Here is a 15,823-nt window from a genome sequence, read left to right on the forward strand (position 1 = left end):
ATTATGCCTCCAAAGCTTTTTTAGCTTGAGTCGCCAACCATTTTTGGAAGAAGTGAGTCGGTAAATCCATCTCTGGAGAGAAAACTCCACCACCAAAGCCAGGTGAATGACGACCTTTTTGCATGGTTTCTACTGCAAACACATCTTCAGCAAATACGACTTTCCATGATTCTAAAGTTGCTTCACGGCATGCATCATATTTAGGGTCAAGTGACTCATCACCAACGTAATAGAGGCGTAATTTTTCAATTGTTTGTTCTGGAGCAATTGGATCAATCATCATTGCAAATGCATGATCAGCTTGAATACCTAACAATACGTTCGGGAACACAGCTACATATTCTGCATGACGCAATTGATCTTCTGGCCAGCTTGGGAATTTTGGTAAATGCGTACCCGCTGTAGCTGACAAGTTATATTTATAACTGCCCTGACCAGCAAAGCGATCTTCGAACATAATGTTGTAATGATCTTCAAGTTTTGAATACGTATTTAATGCTGGGTGCACCCATGGTAAGTGATAAGCTTCGCAATAGTTTTCAACTGTAAGTTTCCAGTTACTTTTTACAGGTAACTCAAAAGTTGAACCTACTTTACTGCTACGAATAAGCTCTAAACCGTTTTCACCCAAGAAAGGCTTCCAACGTTCAACTAGTGGTGCAATATGCTCTTCAAAAGTTGGTGCATCACCAGAGATATTGACGAAAACCATATCCATCCAGATTGCTGAACGGAGAGCTTTTAAACCATGTTTTTCACATTTAAAGCGTTCATCTTTATGTTGGTTAATTCCGCCAACATGTGGAGTACCTTTTAAGTTACCGTTTAGGTCATAACTCCAAGAGTGGTATTGGCAACGAATCACACCTTCAATAGTGCCTTCTTCTTGCACTAAAATCATACCGCGATGGCTACAAACGTTATGGAAAACGTGAAGTTCCCCTTCTCGGTTGCGCATCATCACCAAAGGCATGCCCATAAAATTAACAGGCTTCACATAGCTCTTTTTAGGTAAATCAGAAGCAAAACCAATACATACCCAAGTTTTACTTAAAATATTGTCACGTTCAAAATTAAAATATTCGTTACTGGTATATGCTAAATTTGGCATACCATTAGATTCAGTAATAGGATTCAAAACGTTATCGACTTGCTGAACCGTAATTAATTGCTGGCTAACTCGACTATTCATCTGATGATCTCCATATATTTAAAACTAACGCAGAACTCCCTGCGTTGAGATGATTTGCACACTCTGCTATTTCTTTAGAGATTGTGTTAAATATCGATTCATCCGACAAACGACTTTTTAGCTAGGCATATATGAGTTTTTCTCATACGTAAGAAACAGATTTAGTCACTACGATTTTTATAAAAATAATTGCTATCCATGACTAAAACTCACTAGTCAGTGAGAATAAATCAGTTGAGCTATCTTCTCCCACCTCACTACCCTGTAATATTAGTATTAAGCAGCTAATCGTTTTTTAGCTGTTGGAAACGCATCCAAGGAGTAGTTATGCGTACAACAACAGGAGTCATGAAAGGGCTTAATCCGACTGTTACTATTGTCTCGAAGTTATTACTCTTCATTTTTATCGCTTTTTGCATTTTTAAGGAAAAACAGGCAGGTGAATATTTTCAGCTGATATCAAATGCCTTATTACAAAATGCAAAATGGTATCTTCTTCTTTTAGCAACTTTCTTATTAGGATTTATTATCTATTTATGTATGAGCCGTTATGGCCATATTCGTTTAGGAAAGGATGACGAAAAACCCGAGTATAGTAATATTGCCTGGATCTGCATGCTCTTTTCATGTGGGATGGGTATTGGCCTGATGTTTTGGTCAGTAGCAGAACCAATCAGCCACTATGCAAGTAATCCATTTACCAAAGGACTTTCAGATGAATCTGCCCGGATGGCGATGCAACTGACATTCTTTCATTGGGGATTACATCCATGGGGATTATTCTGTTTAGTAGCGGTTGCTTTAGGATATTTTGCTTACCGTAAAAATTTACCTTTTGCCATGCGCTCAATTTTATACCCATTAATAGGTAATAAAATTTATGGACCGGTAGGTAATATCGTCGACATTATAACCATTGTAATTACTGCTTTCGGTATTTCACAATCATTAAGTATGGGAATACTTGAACTAAATACCGGACTCAACCACACCTTTGGTATTAGTGTAGATGTCAAAATTCAGCTTGTAATGGTAGTCATTCTTTGTGCTTTAGCTACCATTTCTTTATTATCCGCAATTAGTAAAGGCTTCAAGATCATTGCTGAAGGCAACATGATAATTTCTTATTTATTGGTCTTTATCATTATTTTCATTGGCTCAACTCACTATATTTTAAATACCTTCTTTGAAGGAATAGGTGATTATTTACAAAATATTGTAGGTATGAGTTTATGGAGTGATGCACAAAAAGATTCAGGTTGGCAAAACTGGTGGACAGCTTACTATTGGCCATGGTGGATGACTTGGGCACCTTTTGTGGGTCTTTTCATCGCTCGTATTTCTAGAGGCCGTACGATTCGTGAAGTTATTCTAGGCTCACTTGCCGCCCCCACACTTCTAACTTTCCTCTGGATTGCTGCATTTGGTGGTGCTGCACTCAAAATTGAAAAAGCAAATCATCAACCAGCTGCTCAAGAAGTTGTTGTGACCACTTCTCATATAACCCCTCCTCCAGTAGCTCCCGCTCATGAAATGACTATTGCAGAGGCAACTAAAAAGGAACCAGCACGAGCTGTGTTTGTATTTTTTGATCATCTTGCTTCAAGTCATAACACCAAAGTATTCTTGAGTGCTCTGCTCTGTCTATTACTAGCTATTCACGTCATTACGCTAGTTAACTCAGGCACACTTGTGCTCTGTTTTCTGGATTCCAACGGTGCCACTAACCCATCTGTAGCTATTAGGCTCATTTGGAGCATAATCATTCCATTGATAGGCGGAGGGCTACTATTAACTGGTGGGCTATCAGCTATTCAAACGGCTTGTGTCATTGCTGGTTTCCCGATATCAATTCTTTTGGGAATTACCTGTATTTCACTGATTAAAAGCTTAAGGGAAGATCCATTAGCTTGGGTCATGATGCCAGAACATGTCCGCCCCGATTCGTGCAAAACTGAGCAAAAACCTGTTGAAAAACCCAAAGAGAAAAGTTTAAAGGAAGCAGATAATCAATTTGTTACTGAAACTTAAAATCTGGTTTTAAAAAATAGGGATGATTAAATCCCTATTTTCATTATTATATTTTTCTAAATTTTTATTAATTATTTGAGTTAATAAATAATTAATCTTGCCTCATTAAAAATAAATCAATCTATGACAAAAACTCAGTCATTAGTGAGAATAAATCGGTTGAGTAAGCTCCCTCCTCATAACTACCCTGTATTAATCGTATCCAACAGCTAAAAATTTCGCTATTTGCACCTCTATAGCAAATCAGTTGGACACCACCTGAACTTTTCTGAAGTATTGGAATGTGCTTCTAAGTAAATCAGGAACATACAAAATTAATGATACATAGGGAACGTATCCATGACTAATTCGCAAATGACTATTCAAGGTCAGAAAGCACGTCGTTTTATTATCAAATTCGCTTGGCTCATGGCTGGCGGAATGTTTATTGACGGTTTTGTTCTAGGCTATATTGGCGCATTAATGCCCTCCATCACAGCGGATTTACAGTTATCAACTACATGGCAAGGTTTAATTGGGGCAGCCTCACTCATCGGTATATTTTTTGGTAGTCCAATTGGTGGATATCTAGCAGACCGTTTTGGTCGAAAACCAATGTTTACACTAGATCTTTTCATTTTTCTGATCTGCTCAGTTCTTCAAGTTTTTGCATCAGACCCTTACACACTCTTCATTGCCCGACTCTTTATGGGTGTCGCGATTGGTATAGAATATGCTGTTGGTTGGCCAATGTTGGCTGAGTTTGCCCCTGCGCGCATACGGGGTAAATTATTGGCACTCACCGAAACTTCATGGTTTGTCGGTTATTTAGCTTCTTATACCATTAGCTATATTATGATTGAGGAACAAATAGGAAACTGGAATATTATTTTAGGACTCAGTGCCATTCCATCTTTAATCGTTTTAATTTTACGTTTGGGAATGCCTGAATCACCTCGTTGGTTAATGTCCAAAGGGCGTAAAACAGAAGCAACGAAAATTGCTAAAGAATATCTTTCTGAAGAAGATCATCAGGACGTTTTAAATCAACGTCATGATAATGTCGGACAAAACACTAACTTTTTGGATTTATTTAAAGGCAAGAATCTTAAAGGCACAATTTTATTAACAACCTATTACTTTGGAATGGCTGTTCCTTATTATGCCTTGGGTACATTTATTCCGATGATTTTAGAAAAACTCGGAATGCATGATGGTATTTTAGGAGGGTTATTCCTAAATACTTTTGCCGTGTTAGGTACAATTGCAGCCGTTATATTAATAGAACGTATATCACGCCGTAATGTCGCAATCATGCCTTTTGTCCTTTCAACCATTGCCCTTTTAGTAATTGCCCTCTCAGATGACAGTTCAAACCTGATTATTATTGGCTTCTTGGTATATGCCTTTGTCAGTGCTGGGGCAGCCTGTGTTCTTTCTGTGATTCCAAGTGAAGTTTTACGCCCAGAAGTCAGTGCTATGGGTACAGGTTTCGCCACTGCCTTTTCACGTATTGGTGCGGCCATTGGCGTATTCTTGATGCCACAACTCATTTTAGAACATGGTGCATCCCTTGCTGTATGGCTTGCCACAGGAATATGCCTAATTACAACAGTCGTGACCTATCTGTTTATGCCTGAAACTAAGGGTAAATCAATGTCAGAAATTTTCCATTAAATCTATTTAAAAACTGAGAAAGAAAAGGAAATCGCATGACAAATAAACGACCTCATGAAAATCGTATTGGTAATCGTCACCCTGAACATTTAAATATGCATCAGATTGGACCAGGTGATTTAGCTACATCTGAATGGCAGCAAGCAGGCCTCACTCTTCCTAACCTTGATCGAATGCATCAGTATCGTTTAGACCGTATATGTGCTCTACTGAAGCAACAAGGATTAGCTGGAATATTGTTATATGACCCGATCAATATCCGCTATGCTACAGGCACAACTAATATGCAAGTATGGTTATTACATAACGCTGGTCGATACACCTATGTTTCTGCAGAGGGACAAGTAGTACTTTGGGAGTTTGACCACTGCGATTTCTTAGCTGACCATTCAAAAGTAATTACTGAAGTCCGTCCTTGTATATCTTGGTTCTATTTCTGTGCCGGGAATCGTATTGATGAACAAGTAAAAAAATGGGCACATGAAATTAATGATGTAATTTTACAATACGGTAAAGGTAATAAAAAAATTGCTATTGATAAATGTAATGATGAAGGAATTAAAGAGTTAGAACATTTTGGTCTAAGCATTGTTAATGGCGAAGAAATTATGGAACTTGCCCGTGCAATTAAGGGTGAAGATGAAATCAAGGCTATGCGGTGTGCTGTACATGCAACGGATAAAGCTATAAAAGTTATGCATGACCATCTTGAACCTGGAGTCTCAGAACAACGTTTGTGGTCATATTTACATGCTGAGAATATTGCGCGTGGGGGGGAGTGGATTGAAACACGTTTACTTTCATCAGGGCCACGATGTAACCCTTGGTACCAAGAATGTAGTGGTAGAGTTATTCAAAATGGTGACCTGGTCGGGTTCGATACGGATATGATTGGTGCTTATGGTGTTTGTGTAGACACTTCACGTACTTGGTTATGCGGAGACAAAGCTCCTACTGCTGAACAAAAAAATATTTATCAAATGGCATATGACCAAATTCAATTTAATACTGAATTATTGAAAGTTGGCACAACCTATAAAGAACTCACCCATAACGCTCTACAATACGATCCAAATGAGTATAACCATTATTCATTCCTATATCACGGCGTTGGTTTATGTGATGAAGCACCTGGCATTTATTTTAAAGAAGCTTGGGAAAGCTATGGCTATGATGGCGTATTAGAACCAGGAATGGTGATGTGTGTAGAAAGTTATGTAGGACATAAAGCTGGTGGACCAGGTGTTAAATTGGAAAATCAAGTCCTAATTACTGAAAATGGCCCTGAAGTATTAACACTCTATCCTTTTGAATCAAGGTTACTATCACTTTAATTTTTATAAATTTAAAAATAGGGATGACCTCATCCCTATTCTCTCTCCTTATACCCATAAACATGGAAAATATGTATGTCACTTTTATTTCAACCAATTCAATTTGGTCGTCTAAAATTGGATAATCGAATTATTATTGCTCCTATGTGCCAATATTCTTCTGAAGATGGAGATTTAAGTTTTTGGCATGAGCAACAATGGGCAAGTTATGCTTTATCAGGCGCGGGATTATGTATTATTGAAGCAACAGCAATAAGACCTGATGGCCGAATAAGCTATGCTGATTTAGGGCTTTGGAATGATAAACACTGTAAACAAATGAAAACTTTGTTATCTAAAATTAAAACTATATCTCCTGCTCCCTTTGCAATTCAATTAGCCCATGCGGGACGCAAAGCATCTTGCGATACACCTTGGGGAAATAAAAAAGGACAATATCATCCTGAAGAATCTAAAGGTTGGCAAACACTTGGTCCAAGTGAAATTCCCTTCCAAGATTCAGAGAATCCTCCTCTTGCACTCTCTATAAATGAAATTAAAGAATTAATTAACGATTTTGCTATGGCTGCACAACGATCGGTAGAAGCTGGTTTCGAGCTAATTGAGCTTCATGCTGCTCACGGTTATTTATTGCACCAATTCTTATCACCACTTTCTAATCAGCGCTGTGATGAATATGGAGGAAGTTTTGAGAACCGAATGCGACTTACTTTAGAAGTGTTTGAAGCTATAAAAAATGTAATTCCAGAAGGCTTTCCGATAGGCGTGAGAATTTCTGCTACAGATTGGGTACAAGGAGGATGGGACCTTGAATCGAGTATTAAATTATCTAAAGCTCTAGAAAAAATAGGAGTGGCTTATATTCATGTAAGCACAGGTGGTTTACATATTGATCAGAAAATTGAAGTATTTCCTGAATATCAAGTACCACATGCCTATGAAATTAAAAAAGCAGTTAACGTTCCTGTTATTGCTGTAGGACTAATTACTGATGCTCAACAAGCTGAAAGAATCCTACAAGCTCAGCAAGCCGATGCTATAGGTATTGCTCGCGGTATTCTCTATGATCCAAGATGGCCTTGGCATGCCGCTGCGGAGTTAAATGAAACTATTGCAATCGCTCCACAATACTTTCGCTTTCAACCTCGTGGTTCAAATCATCTTTTTAAAGCTTATTCTAATAAAGCAGACTAGAAGACTTTTAGAGAATGGGCATTTCCTCCATTCTCTAAAATTAATAATTTATACCTAATTCAAACCCTTTTGCCCAACTTGTCCTGGTAACTGATCTAGCAGCCAACTGCGGAAATGCTTAACACTAGAAGGGATCACTCCCCTATCTGCTGGTTCTAGCATACTGAAATTTGCTTGAGTACGAAGAACGGTATCAACCGGTCTAACTAAAGCTCCACTTTGTAAATAATCATCCACGAGTGAACCCCACGCTAAAGCCACACCCTGACCATTAATTGCCGCCTGTAAAAGCATTGGATAGTTATTGATATTCACCCTATTTTTTGGTTTTACAATAGGATAATTTACTGCTTCAAACCACTCAGACCAAGTAATCCAATCCTTTTGAGCATCATCTAAGTATAATAAGGCTTTTCCAAAAATCTCTTCTGGAGAACTATCTTCTTTAAATTGAGCAAGATAATTTGGACTACAAACAGGAAAAACCTCTTCAGGAAATAAAGTAGTAACTCTCATACCTGCTGGAGGAACACGGCAATAAAATAATGCCAAATCGAAATCCATTTTGTGCAAATCTGAAATATTGTCTGTCGTTAAAATTCTTAAATCAACGCCCTCATTATTCTGTTGAAAAGCAGCCACTTTCGGTAGTAACCAAAGAGCAGCCATAGCATTGGTCGTAGCCACAGTTATTTGATGCTCTCCTTGCCATTTCTTGATTTCAGCAGTAGCCTGAGCAACGTCTAATAAAGCACTATAGATCGTTTGATAGTATTGGAGTCCGGTAGGAGTTAGGGAAATATTTCGATTAGCTCTTAAGAATAATTCCTTACCTAGGTATTCTTCGAGCTGTCGAATTTGTCGACTGATAGCGCCTTGAGTAACATTCAATTCATTTGCAGCTTTTGTAAAACTGAGGTGGCGTGCGGCTGCCTCGAATACAATTAAGCTGTTCATTGGCGGCAATGGCTTAATTTTCATGGACACTCCTAATTTGTCCCATTTCCTAAAAACTCTTTTCCAACTCGAGTTCTTTTATCCAGCTATTTACTACGAAAATTGTCTTTTGAACATACTAATAGCGAATAAACCAGATATTCTCGTCATAAATGGCTTGAATTTCTTCAATTATGATCCATTTCTCAGGAAAGCCCTAAAATCTCATAAATATAATTTAATAAAAAGTGAGTAAAAGTATTCAATCTATGAGTTTTTCTCATGCAATATAAATAAATTTCATAGCTTCCCCAATAAAGATATAAACGCAAATCATTTATTTATTCTGTGCATTTATATTTTATAGGATTAAAAATAGATTTCTCTTTTCAATACAAAAATTTGTCTAATCCCTAACTTTTATATAAACCAATAAAAAAGTCCTAAATCATTATAATTTAGGGCTTTTTTAAGTCATATAAAGCGATTCGAGTTTATAGGACTTTAAATCTTGATAGGCATATCCACCACCGAAACAAACAAACCATTGATAATTATATAATTAATAAAAAAATCATATTAGTGATACACGCCATGATAAAAAATATTTCTACTAGTTTTGATGTGGCTTTGCATCAAGACCTATCTTCGCACTTTAATTTAAGAATCAGCGAAATTTTAGAGGTTACAGATTCCTGAGTTTAGAAGCTAGGTTATTTTCCAAATTACCAATATCTTCATTAAAATTTTATTCTTGTTCTTCTCTTAAATTTCGATATTGTTTCGGAGTCTGATTGGTCCAACGTTTAAATGCTCGAGTAAAATGAGTGACCTCTGAATAGCCCAATTTTTCTGAAATATAAGAAATACTATATTCATGATGATTTAATAATTTTTTTGCATGACGCTCTCGGACCTGATCTAACAAAATTTGAAAAGTAACCCCTTCTTTTGCTAACTGACGTTGCAACGTTCTTTCAGTTAAATGCAATTTTTCGGCAACATCTTTCATTTTAAAGAAGCCTTCTACTTCATCAAAAAGTAACTCACGCACTAAAGCCGTAAGTGGGTGTTTTTCTCCGCGTTTAGCAGCTAACTTGTTTAAATCATGCTTACACTGTTCACGAGCTAAACGTGCCGCCAATGGGTCAGCCATAATTAATGGCAATGCCAAAAAATTTTCCGAAAAAACCAAACGGTTGAATGGCTGATTAAATTGAATCTCACATGGCAATAATTCTTGAACTTGTTCCAAGAAAGCAGGTTCAGGGTAATTTAATTCGGCTTTTATTTCTAATTTTTGTCCGGTAATGGCATTCGACATTTGAGCAAAGCCCACCATCAAAAATGTCATCCCTACAATACCCATTTTAAAGTTTGTCATGGGTTGATCTAAATATAAAAAAGCTAAATCGTTTTCTATTTCAAGACGTGGTTTTAACGCTGGACAACGTAGTCCAATGAACTGTTCCATGACATTTAAAGCTTCACCCAAATTTTGTGAAACCATTGCAGCAAGACCAACCGAACCATGACAAGACACGGTCATTTGCAGGCCAAGATAAATACCTAATGCAGGCTCATTGGTCAGTTCGACTGCTCTATTTAGAAGATTATTAAAAATATTGAAATCTAAATACCAAAAGGGTTCCAACAGTTGCTCAACTGAAACTCCACTTCCTTCTAAGAGTTCTTCAGGAGATACATTTAGCTTTTGGACGACATCCGCCATAAGGCTGACATAGGTTCCAGGTAAAGACGGATTCACAATATGCTCTCTTTATTTTTCTCAATAAAATGTCGTGAAATGGTCAAAACTGTCATTTCAAGAACTATGACACATATTTCAGATTCGGCATAGTACCTCTTACTAAGTTGCCGCATTTTTATCCATTTTGTACAGGATAAAAATCTAATAAAGATTGGTGAAATATGAAAGCTCTGGTTACTGGTGGTGCTGGTTTTATTGGTTCCCACATTGTACGTACTTTACTTAATGAGAATTATGAAGTACGTGTACTGCATTTACCTCAAGAAAAATTAACCAATTTAGAAGGGTTAGATGTTGAGTTAATTGCAGGCGACATTACCGACCCAGCAAAAATGGATGAAGCAGTATCTGGTTGTGATTTGGTTTTTCATACTGCCGCAATTTATGCCTTATGGCTTCCAAAGCCTGAGCTTATGCGTAAAGTCAATGTTGAAGGAACACGAACCGTACTCAATGCTGCAAAAAAGGCTGGTGTTAAACGTGTTGTTTATACCAGTACAGGCGCATGTTTTGCAGGTCAACCCAAAGGCATTCAGGCCACCGAAACAAGTCCATTTGCTTTAGGCGCGACTGGAGATGCATACGTTTTAACAAAATTTGAAGCACATCAGGTTGCCTTACAGTTTGCCGCGGGCGGCTTAGATATTGTGATTGTCTGCCCGACAGGTCCAATTGGCCCTCAAGATATTGCCCCAACCCCGACAGGAAAACTTTTACTCACCATCGCTACCATGCCTGCCCTTGCTGTACCGGGTGCAATTAACAACATGGTTGATGTACGCGATGTAGCAAAAGGCCATGTCTTGGCCGCGCAAAAAGGTAAAAGTGGCGAGACCTATATTTTAGGTAATCAAGATCTTGACGGCGTAGCGATGGCAAAAACAGTTCATCACCTCTTGGGCATCTGGCGCCCAGTAATGACCATTCCAAGTGTAGTTGAAGGCGTCTCATCTCAGCTTGCGGGCCATGCAGCTTTGTGGGTAACAGAGCATATTACTCATAAAGCTCCCCTTGTGACCCCTTCAGCAGCCAAAATCGGTCAGCTCGGCACCTCATTTAATTGTACAAAAGCCGTTCAAGAGCTTGGACTTCCACAAACGCCCGTTGAAATTGCAGTACGTGATGCATTGCAGTGGTTTGCAGCCAATGGTTACGTCAAATCTCGTAGCTTGATCAAAAAAATTGAGTCAATTTCGATCTGATTTAAGTAGGCAGGATTCTACTATGAGCACATTTATTGATCATCATATTGTTGCACGGAAAGTACAGTTTGATTTTTCTCAAACGCCTCGGCATTGGGTTCCAAACGATGTGTTAACTACGCATGTGCTGAACAGCATGCATGTTCTTTTACCTGCTGTTGAGCACTGGTTTTGTCGCCTTGCAAACAAAACGTTGCCCTATGTTGAAGATAAAAACCTAAAAGCAGATATCCGTGGTTTTATTGCCCAAGAAGCGGCCCATGCCAATGCACATAAAGGTGCAGAGATTTATTTTCAGACCCATGGTATAGATCCAACACCTTTTAAAGATTTTTTAAATTGGTTCTTTAAAGATGGCTTTATGGGTGATACTCCTTTTGGAATTTATGGTCCTTTTAAGCGCTATCCAAAACAGTGGCTCGCCTTTCGTATGGGCATTATTGCAGGGCTTGAACACTATTTTTGTTTCTTTGGTACATGGGCTTTAGATGCAGAAGGCCTAGAAGGTGCAGATCCAGCCATGCTAGATATTGTACGCTGGCACGGTGCCGAAGAAGTTGAGCATCGCACAGTTGGCTATGATGCTTATCGAGCTTTAGCTGGAGACGGCGTTAAAGGCTATTTAGGCAGACAGCTCAGCATGGGGTTTGCTTTTGCTGCAATGGTTGGTTTCTGGCTCGGTTCAACGGTCTATCTTTGTCATCTCGATGGAACCAAAGAAGCCCAAAAAATTGCTAAAAAAAATCCATTGGCTTTAGTTTGGTTATTTCAAAAAACTGCAAAGAAAAAGAAAAGCTTACCTGATCTCGGCATGATTTTGACTGCTTTAAAAGGATGGAGCAAATTGAGCTATCACCCTGAACATGATGGTGATGTCGAAAAAGCTTTAGCTTATTTAGCTCAGTCCCCAGCAGCTCAATTAGCCGCAGAGGCTTATGCCAAAGCGCTTTCTTCAAAAATGAAAAGCTGAGCAGTGCCATGATTCAGGTCGAGCAATTAACGTTAAACCGTGATGGACTCACTTTGCATGGGACTCTATATGGTGAAGCTGATGCCTCTTTGGTGGTACTTATACATGGTTTTCCCGACACACCGCATAGTTGGGACCACGTATACCCTTTACTCGTAAAAGCAGGCTATCAAGTTTTTGTCCCTTGGCTGCGTGGTTACACCCAAGATTCTGTAAATCGGCAGGCACATTACGGTCTCGCCTCTGCTCTTGCAGATTTAGCAGCTTGGTTAGAACTTTTAAAAGCGAAAGGACGCTTAAAAAATAAAGCTCACCTCGTAGGACATGACTGGGGAGCTGCAATTACAATGAGCTTTGCAAGTGAGCAATCCAAAGCTTTGCATAGCATGAGTTTGTTGGCCGTTCCTCCTATTCCAAATCTTAAGGATATTGTTAAAGCCATACCTAATTTCCCGCGTCAGCTCTACATGTCTTCTTATATGTTGCTCATGCAATCAAGATTTGCTGAACAGGTGCTATCTCGTAATAACGCAGGTTTTGTAGAAAAAATCTGGCGTAAATGGTCACCTACTTGGAATTTTACTGAGTCAGATTTTTCACCTACTCGCGCGGCTTTTCAAAATCCCGATATTGCTTGGGCAGCTACCCGCTATTACCACAACTTATTTGCAGTTTTAAATTCGGACAATCTCAGAGCAAATCGGCATTTATTAAGCCCAGTCACCACACCCACACTGGCTTTAGCTGGTTTGGACGATGGTTGTATGAATATACGGCTACATCAAGCTTTAGCCCAGACATCTTATTTCCCGCAAGGAATTGAGAGTGTCTACGTTCCCGGCTGCGGTCATTTTTTACAAGCTGAACAACCCAACATTATCGCTCAGTACTTAATTCAACATTTTCAGAAGACTGATCGCTCCACTTAAGGCTGCACGCAACTCTATCAGCCAAGTCATTTATACTTTATTTCAGGATTTTTCTATGAATAAATTAGTCAAACCCTCTACCCCAACTCAACTTGTAGATGTACTTATTATTGGAGCTGGTCCCTCAGGTTTAAGTACTTGCATCAAGTTAAAAGAGCAAGGAATTAAAAACGTTGTCATTTTAGATATGGCTAGTCGTATTGGTGGCACATGGGCATTAAATGATTACCCGGGCCTATTTTGTGACGTACCGAGTGAAATGTATTCTCTTGGATTTGCTCCAAATCCAAACTGGTCGCGAACCTATGCGCCTCAAGCCGAAATTCGACAATATTTAGAAGATGTGGCTTATAAGTTTGAGATTGTGAATCAGATTAAACTTAACACCGAAGTCACTCATGCCGAATGGAATAATGGCCTAAATCGCTGGCTCATTAGCACACGTGATGGTAAAAAATATAGTGCAAAAATCTTTGTACCTGCGACAGGTTTTATTGGTGAAGCAAAAATGCCGAGCTTCCCGGGTCAAGAAAAGTTTAAAGGCACTATGTTTCACTCAGGTAAGTGGAATCATGAGCATGATTTAACAGGTGAAAAAGTAGCTGTGATCGGTAGCGGCGCTTCAGCTATTCAGTTTTTACCAGCCATTCAGCCTAAAGTTGGCCATCTTTATAGTTTCCAACGTACGCCTTCATGGGTTTTACCAAAACCGGACTTTGCCGTTCCAAATATTGTAAAAGTTACATTTAAGAAAGCGCCAATTTTAGAAAAAATTATTCGTGAAAGTGCGCTGTGGAGTCTAGAACCTTCACTTCCTATTTTCATGAATGAAAATATCATGCGAAAACTGCATGCCTTAGGAAAGTTAAACATCTTTTTAGGTATTAAAGACCCAGAAATGCGTAAGGCATTAACACCTACGCATACCTTAGGTTGTAAACGTCCAATGTTTTCTAATAACTGGTATACAGCTTTAGCCAAACCGAATGTGACTGTCCTCTTTCAGGGCTTGTCTCATATCACTGAAAATGGTGTAGTCGGTGAAGACGGCAAAGAAATTAAAGTAGATACCATTATTTTCGGTACTGGCTATGCGGTCGCAGAACCTGCGATTTATAAAATTATTAAAGGTGCAGCAGGCCGCAGTTTAAGCGAGGTATGGCAGCGTCAACCGCGTGCATATATGGGGATGTCAATTCATGGTTTCCCTAACATGTTTATGATGCTAGGTCCAAACTCTCAAAACACCGTGGGTTCAGTGATGTGGACCGCTGAGCAGCAATCCGTTTATATCGCAAAAATGGTGAAGTTAATACAGCAGCAACGTCTGGACCGTATTGAAGTCAAAGCAGATGTTCAAAAACGTTTTAATGACCGTATAGATAAACGATTGGCTAAAATGCCGGTAAGACCAGATGTTTGTAAAAGCTATTATCTAGATGATGCGGGTCGTAACCATATTATTTGGCCCGAGTTTGGTTTCGTGATTAAACATAAGCTGCATCACGTCAATTTGAAAGACTACGACGCCACAACTAAAGTAATTAAAGTGGTCGCTTAATAAACCCATTCAATCTAAGTAAAAAAAGATCAAGATACCGAAGTATCTTGATCTTTTAATAAGTACGAATTAAAAACCAAATAATGAAGCAAGCCAGTTAAAGAAACTAAAAACAACGTTATCGGTAGTTTGAGGTTCAGTTGTCGGCTGTGAAGTTGTTGGTGGATTTGTTACCGGCGGTTGAGTCGTTGGCTCTACTGACGGCGGTGTAGGTGGTGGTGTTACTGCTCCAGTTTGGTTTCCGGCTGCTGACCATTTCACCAATACATCATTGATTTGATGAGTATACTGACAGATTACAGCGCCGTATTTATCAGTACCCGCAATACCGTTATTAATACCAATTAAAGTATTATCATCTGACAGCCAAGGTCCACCAGAATCCCCAGCATTCATAGAAGCGGTTGCCTTATAGTAAATCCCTCGTGCTAACGGTGAAGGACCTACATCTCGAATATTGACATATGAAGTGCCATATAAATTTTCAGGTAAGGCCGCACCCGTACTACTACGACCTAAATAAGCCGTTACATCACCACGCCCAATATTTTGCCTTGCTTCAGTTTGACTACATGCGGCTGGAATTTTGGCTACGGTTGCACCGCTATTATTATCAATAGGATGAGATAGGCGTATTAAAGCGATATCTACATCGGGAATCTCAACCCAGCCTTCATCTTTCTTAAAAGATGCTGCTTGAACTTGAGATAAAAAACTCGCCCCATATTTCACCGTCCCACCAAGCGTATAGCCTTGATTCGCACTATCACCCCAAACTGCCGCCGTACAATGTGCCGCCGTTAAAACTACATCATTGCGAATTAATACTCCTCCACAAGTATTACCTGATGTCTGTGAGAAAAAAAGGAAAGGTTTGGTGACGGTAAATTCTAGTTTTACAAAAGAACTTGAGTTATCTGCTGCCATGACTGAAGAACTATATATAACTAATGCTAGAGCATTAATTAGTCCCCCAATATTCTTTTTATACATGTTTATCTCCTTCAAATATTTGGAAGTATTTAGGGCGTTATGACTGTTTTTTTG

The 15,823-nt window shown here is 38.9% G+C and carries 12 protein-coding genes; 8 read left to right on the forward strand and 4 right to left on the reverse strand.

Features of this window, described 5'->3' with window-relative positions:
* Nucleotide 1 precedes the first annotated feature (1 nt).
* Nucleotides 2-1,192 carry an aromatic ring-hydroxylating dioxygenase subunit alpha gene (locus tag KNQ97_RS03845; RefSeq protein ID WP_001088745.1) on the reverse strand — a complete coding sequence of 397 codons (1,191 nt, stop codon included), beginning with the start codon at nucleotides 1,190-1,192 and terminating at the stop codon, nucleotides 2-4.
* A gap of 327 nt (nucleotides 1,193-1,519) precedes the next feature.
* Between KNQ97_RS03845 and KNQ97_RS03850 the strand changes: the two genes are divergently transcribed.
* The 4 genes from KNQ97_RS03850 (at nucleotide 1,520) to KNQ97_RS03865 (ending at nucleotide 7,407) form a co-directional block, all read left to right on the forward strand.
* Nucleotides 1,520-3,223 (forward strand): BCCT family transporter, encoded by a 1,704-nt coding sequence (locus tag KNQ97_RS03850; protein WP_001261041.1) that lies wholly within the window; start codon nucleotides 1,520-1,522, stop codon nucleotides 3,221-3,223.
* Nucleotides 3,224-3,562: 339 nt separating this feature from the next.
* Nucleotides 3,563-4,879 carry an MFS transporter gene (locus KNQ97_RS03855; RefSeq protein WP_000185303.1) on the forward strand — a complete coding sequence of 439 codons (1,317 nt, stop codon included), beginning with the start codon at nucleotides 3,563-3,565 and terminating at the stop codon, nucleotides 4,877-4,879.
* Between the two features lie 35 nt (nucleotides 4,880-4,914).
* On the forward strand, nucleotides 4,915-6,213 hold the full coding sequence (locus KNQ97_RS03860) for a Xaa-Pro peptidase family protein (RefSeq protein ID WP_000182676.1): 1,299 nt from the start codon (nucleotides 4,915-4,917) through the stop codon (nucleotides 6,211-6,213).
* Between the two features lie 75 nt (nucleotides 6,214-6,288).
* A complete protein-coding gene (locus KNQ97_RS03865) occupies nucleotides 6,289-7,407 on the forward strand; it encodes an NADH:flavin oxidoreductase/NADH oxidase (protein ID WP_000054551.1) in 1,119 nt (372 codons plus the stop codon).
* 54 nt (nucleotides 7,408-7,461) lie between these two features.
* Here the strand turns inward: KNQ97_RS03865 and KNQ97_RS03870 are convergent, their stop codons facing one another.
* Nucleotides 7,462-8,388 (reverse strand): LysR substrate-binding domain-containing protein, encoded by a 927-nt coding sequence (locus KNQ97_RS03870; protein ID WP_000695008.1) that lies wholly within the window; start codon nucleotides 8,386-8,388, stop codon nucleotides 7,462-7,464.
* A gap of 703 nt (nucleotides 8,389-9,091) precedes the next feature.
* Nucleotides 9,092-10,111, reverse strand: a complete 1,020-nt coding sequence (locus KNQ97_RS03875) for an AraC family transcriptional regulator (RefSeq protein WP_001069952.1) — start codon at nucleotides 10,109-10,111, stop codon at nucleotides 9,092-9,094.
* Between the two features lie 164 nt (nucleotides 10,112-10,275).
* On the opposite strand from KNQ97_RS03875, the gene KNQ97_RS03880 reads away from it, so the two are divergent.
* From KNQ97_RS03880 to KNQ97_RS03895, 4 genes are read left to right on the forward strand one after another with little or no spacing between them, the layout of a single operon-like run.
* Nucleotides 10,276-11,316 (forward strand): NAD-dependent epimerase/dehydratase family protein, encoded by a 1,041-nt coding sequence (locus tag KNQ97_RS03880; protein ID WP_114198138.1) that lies wholly within the window; start codon nucleotides 10,276-10,278, stop codon nucleotides 11,314-11,316.
* Between the two features lie 22 nt (nucleotides 11,317-11,338).
* Nucleotides 11,339-12,286 (forward strand): metal-dependent hydrolase, encoded by a 948-nt coding sequence (locus tag KNQ97_RS03885; RefSeq protein ID WP_000102858.1) that lies wholly within the window; start codon nucleotides 11,339-11,341, stop codon nucleotides 12,284-12,286.
* Between the two features lie 8 nt (nucleotides 12,287-12,294).
* Nucleotides 12,295-13,215 carry an alpha/beta fold hydrolase gene (locus KNQ97_RS03890; RefSeq protein ID WP_253611866.1) on the forward strand — a complete coding sequence of 307 codons (921 nt, stop codon included), beginning with the start codon at nucleotides 12,295-12,297 and terminating at the stop codon, nucleotides 13,213-13,215.
* Between the two features lie 55 nt (nucleotides 13,216-13,270).
* Complete coding sequence (locus tag KNQ97_RS03895) at nucleotides 13,271-14,776, forward strand: NAD(P)/FAD-dependent oxidoreductase (protein WP_253611867.1); 1,506 nt, start codon at nucleotides 13,271-13,273, stop codon at nucleotides 14,774-14,776.
* Nucleotides 14,777-14,845: 69 nt separating this feature from the next.
* Here the strand turns inward: KNQ97_RS03895 and KNQ97_RS03900 are convergent, their stop codons facing one another.
* On the reverse strand, nucleotides 14,846-15,769 hold the full coding sequence (locus KNQ97_RS03900; RefSeq protein ID WP_253611868.1) for a S1 family peptidase: 924 nt from the start codon (nucleotides 15,767-15,769) through the stop codon (nucleotides 14,846-14,848).
* Between the last annotated feature and the right edge of the window lie 54 nt (nucleotides 15,770-15,823).

Source organism: Acinetobacter sp. UC24323, from assembly GCF_024151445.1.
GTDB lineage: Bacteria > Pseudomonadota > Gammaproteobacteria > Pseudomonadales > Moraxellaceae > Acinetobacter > Acinetobacter baumannii.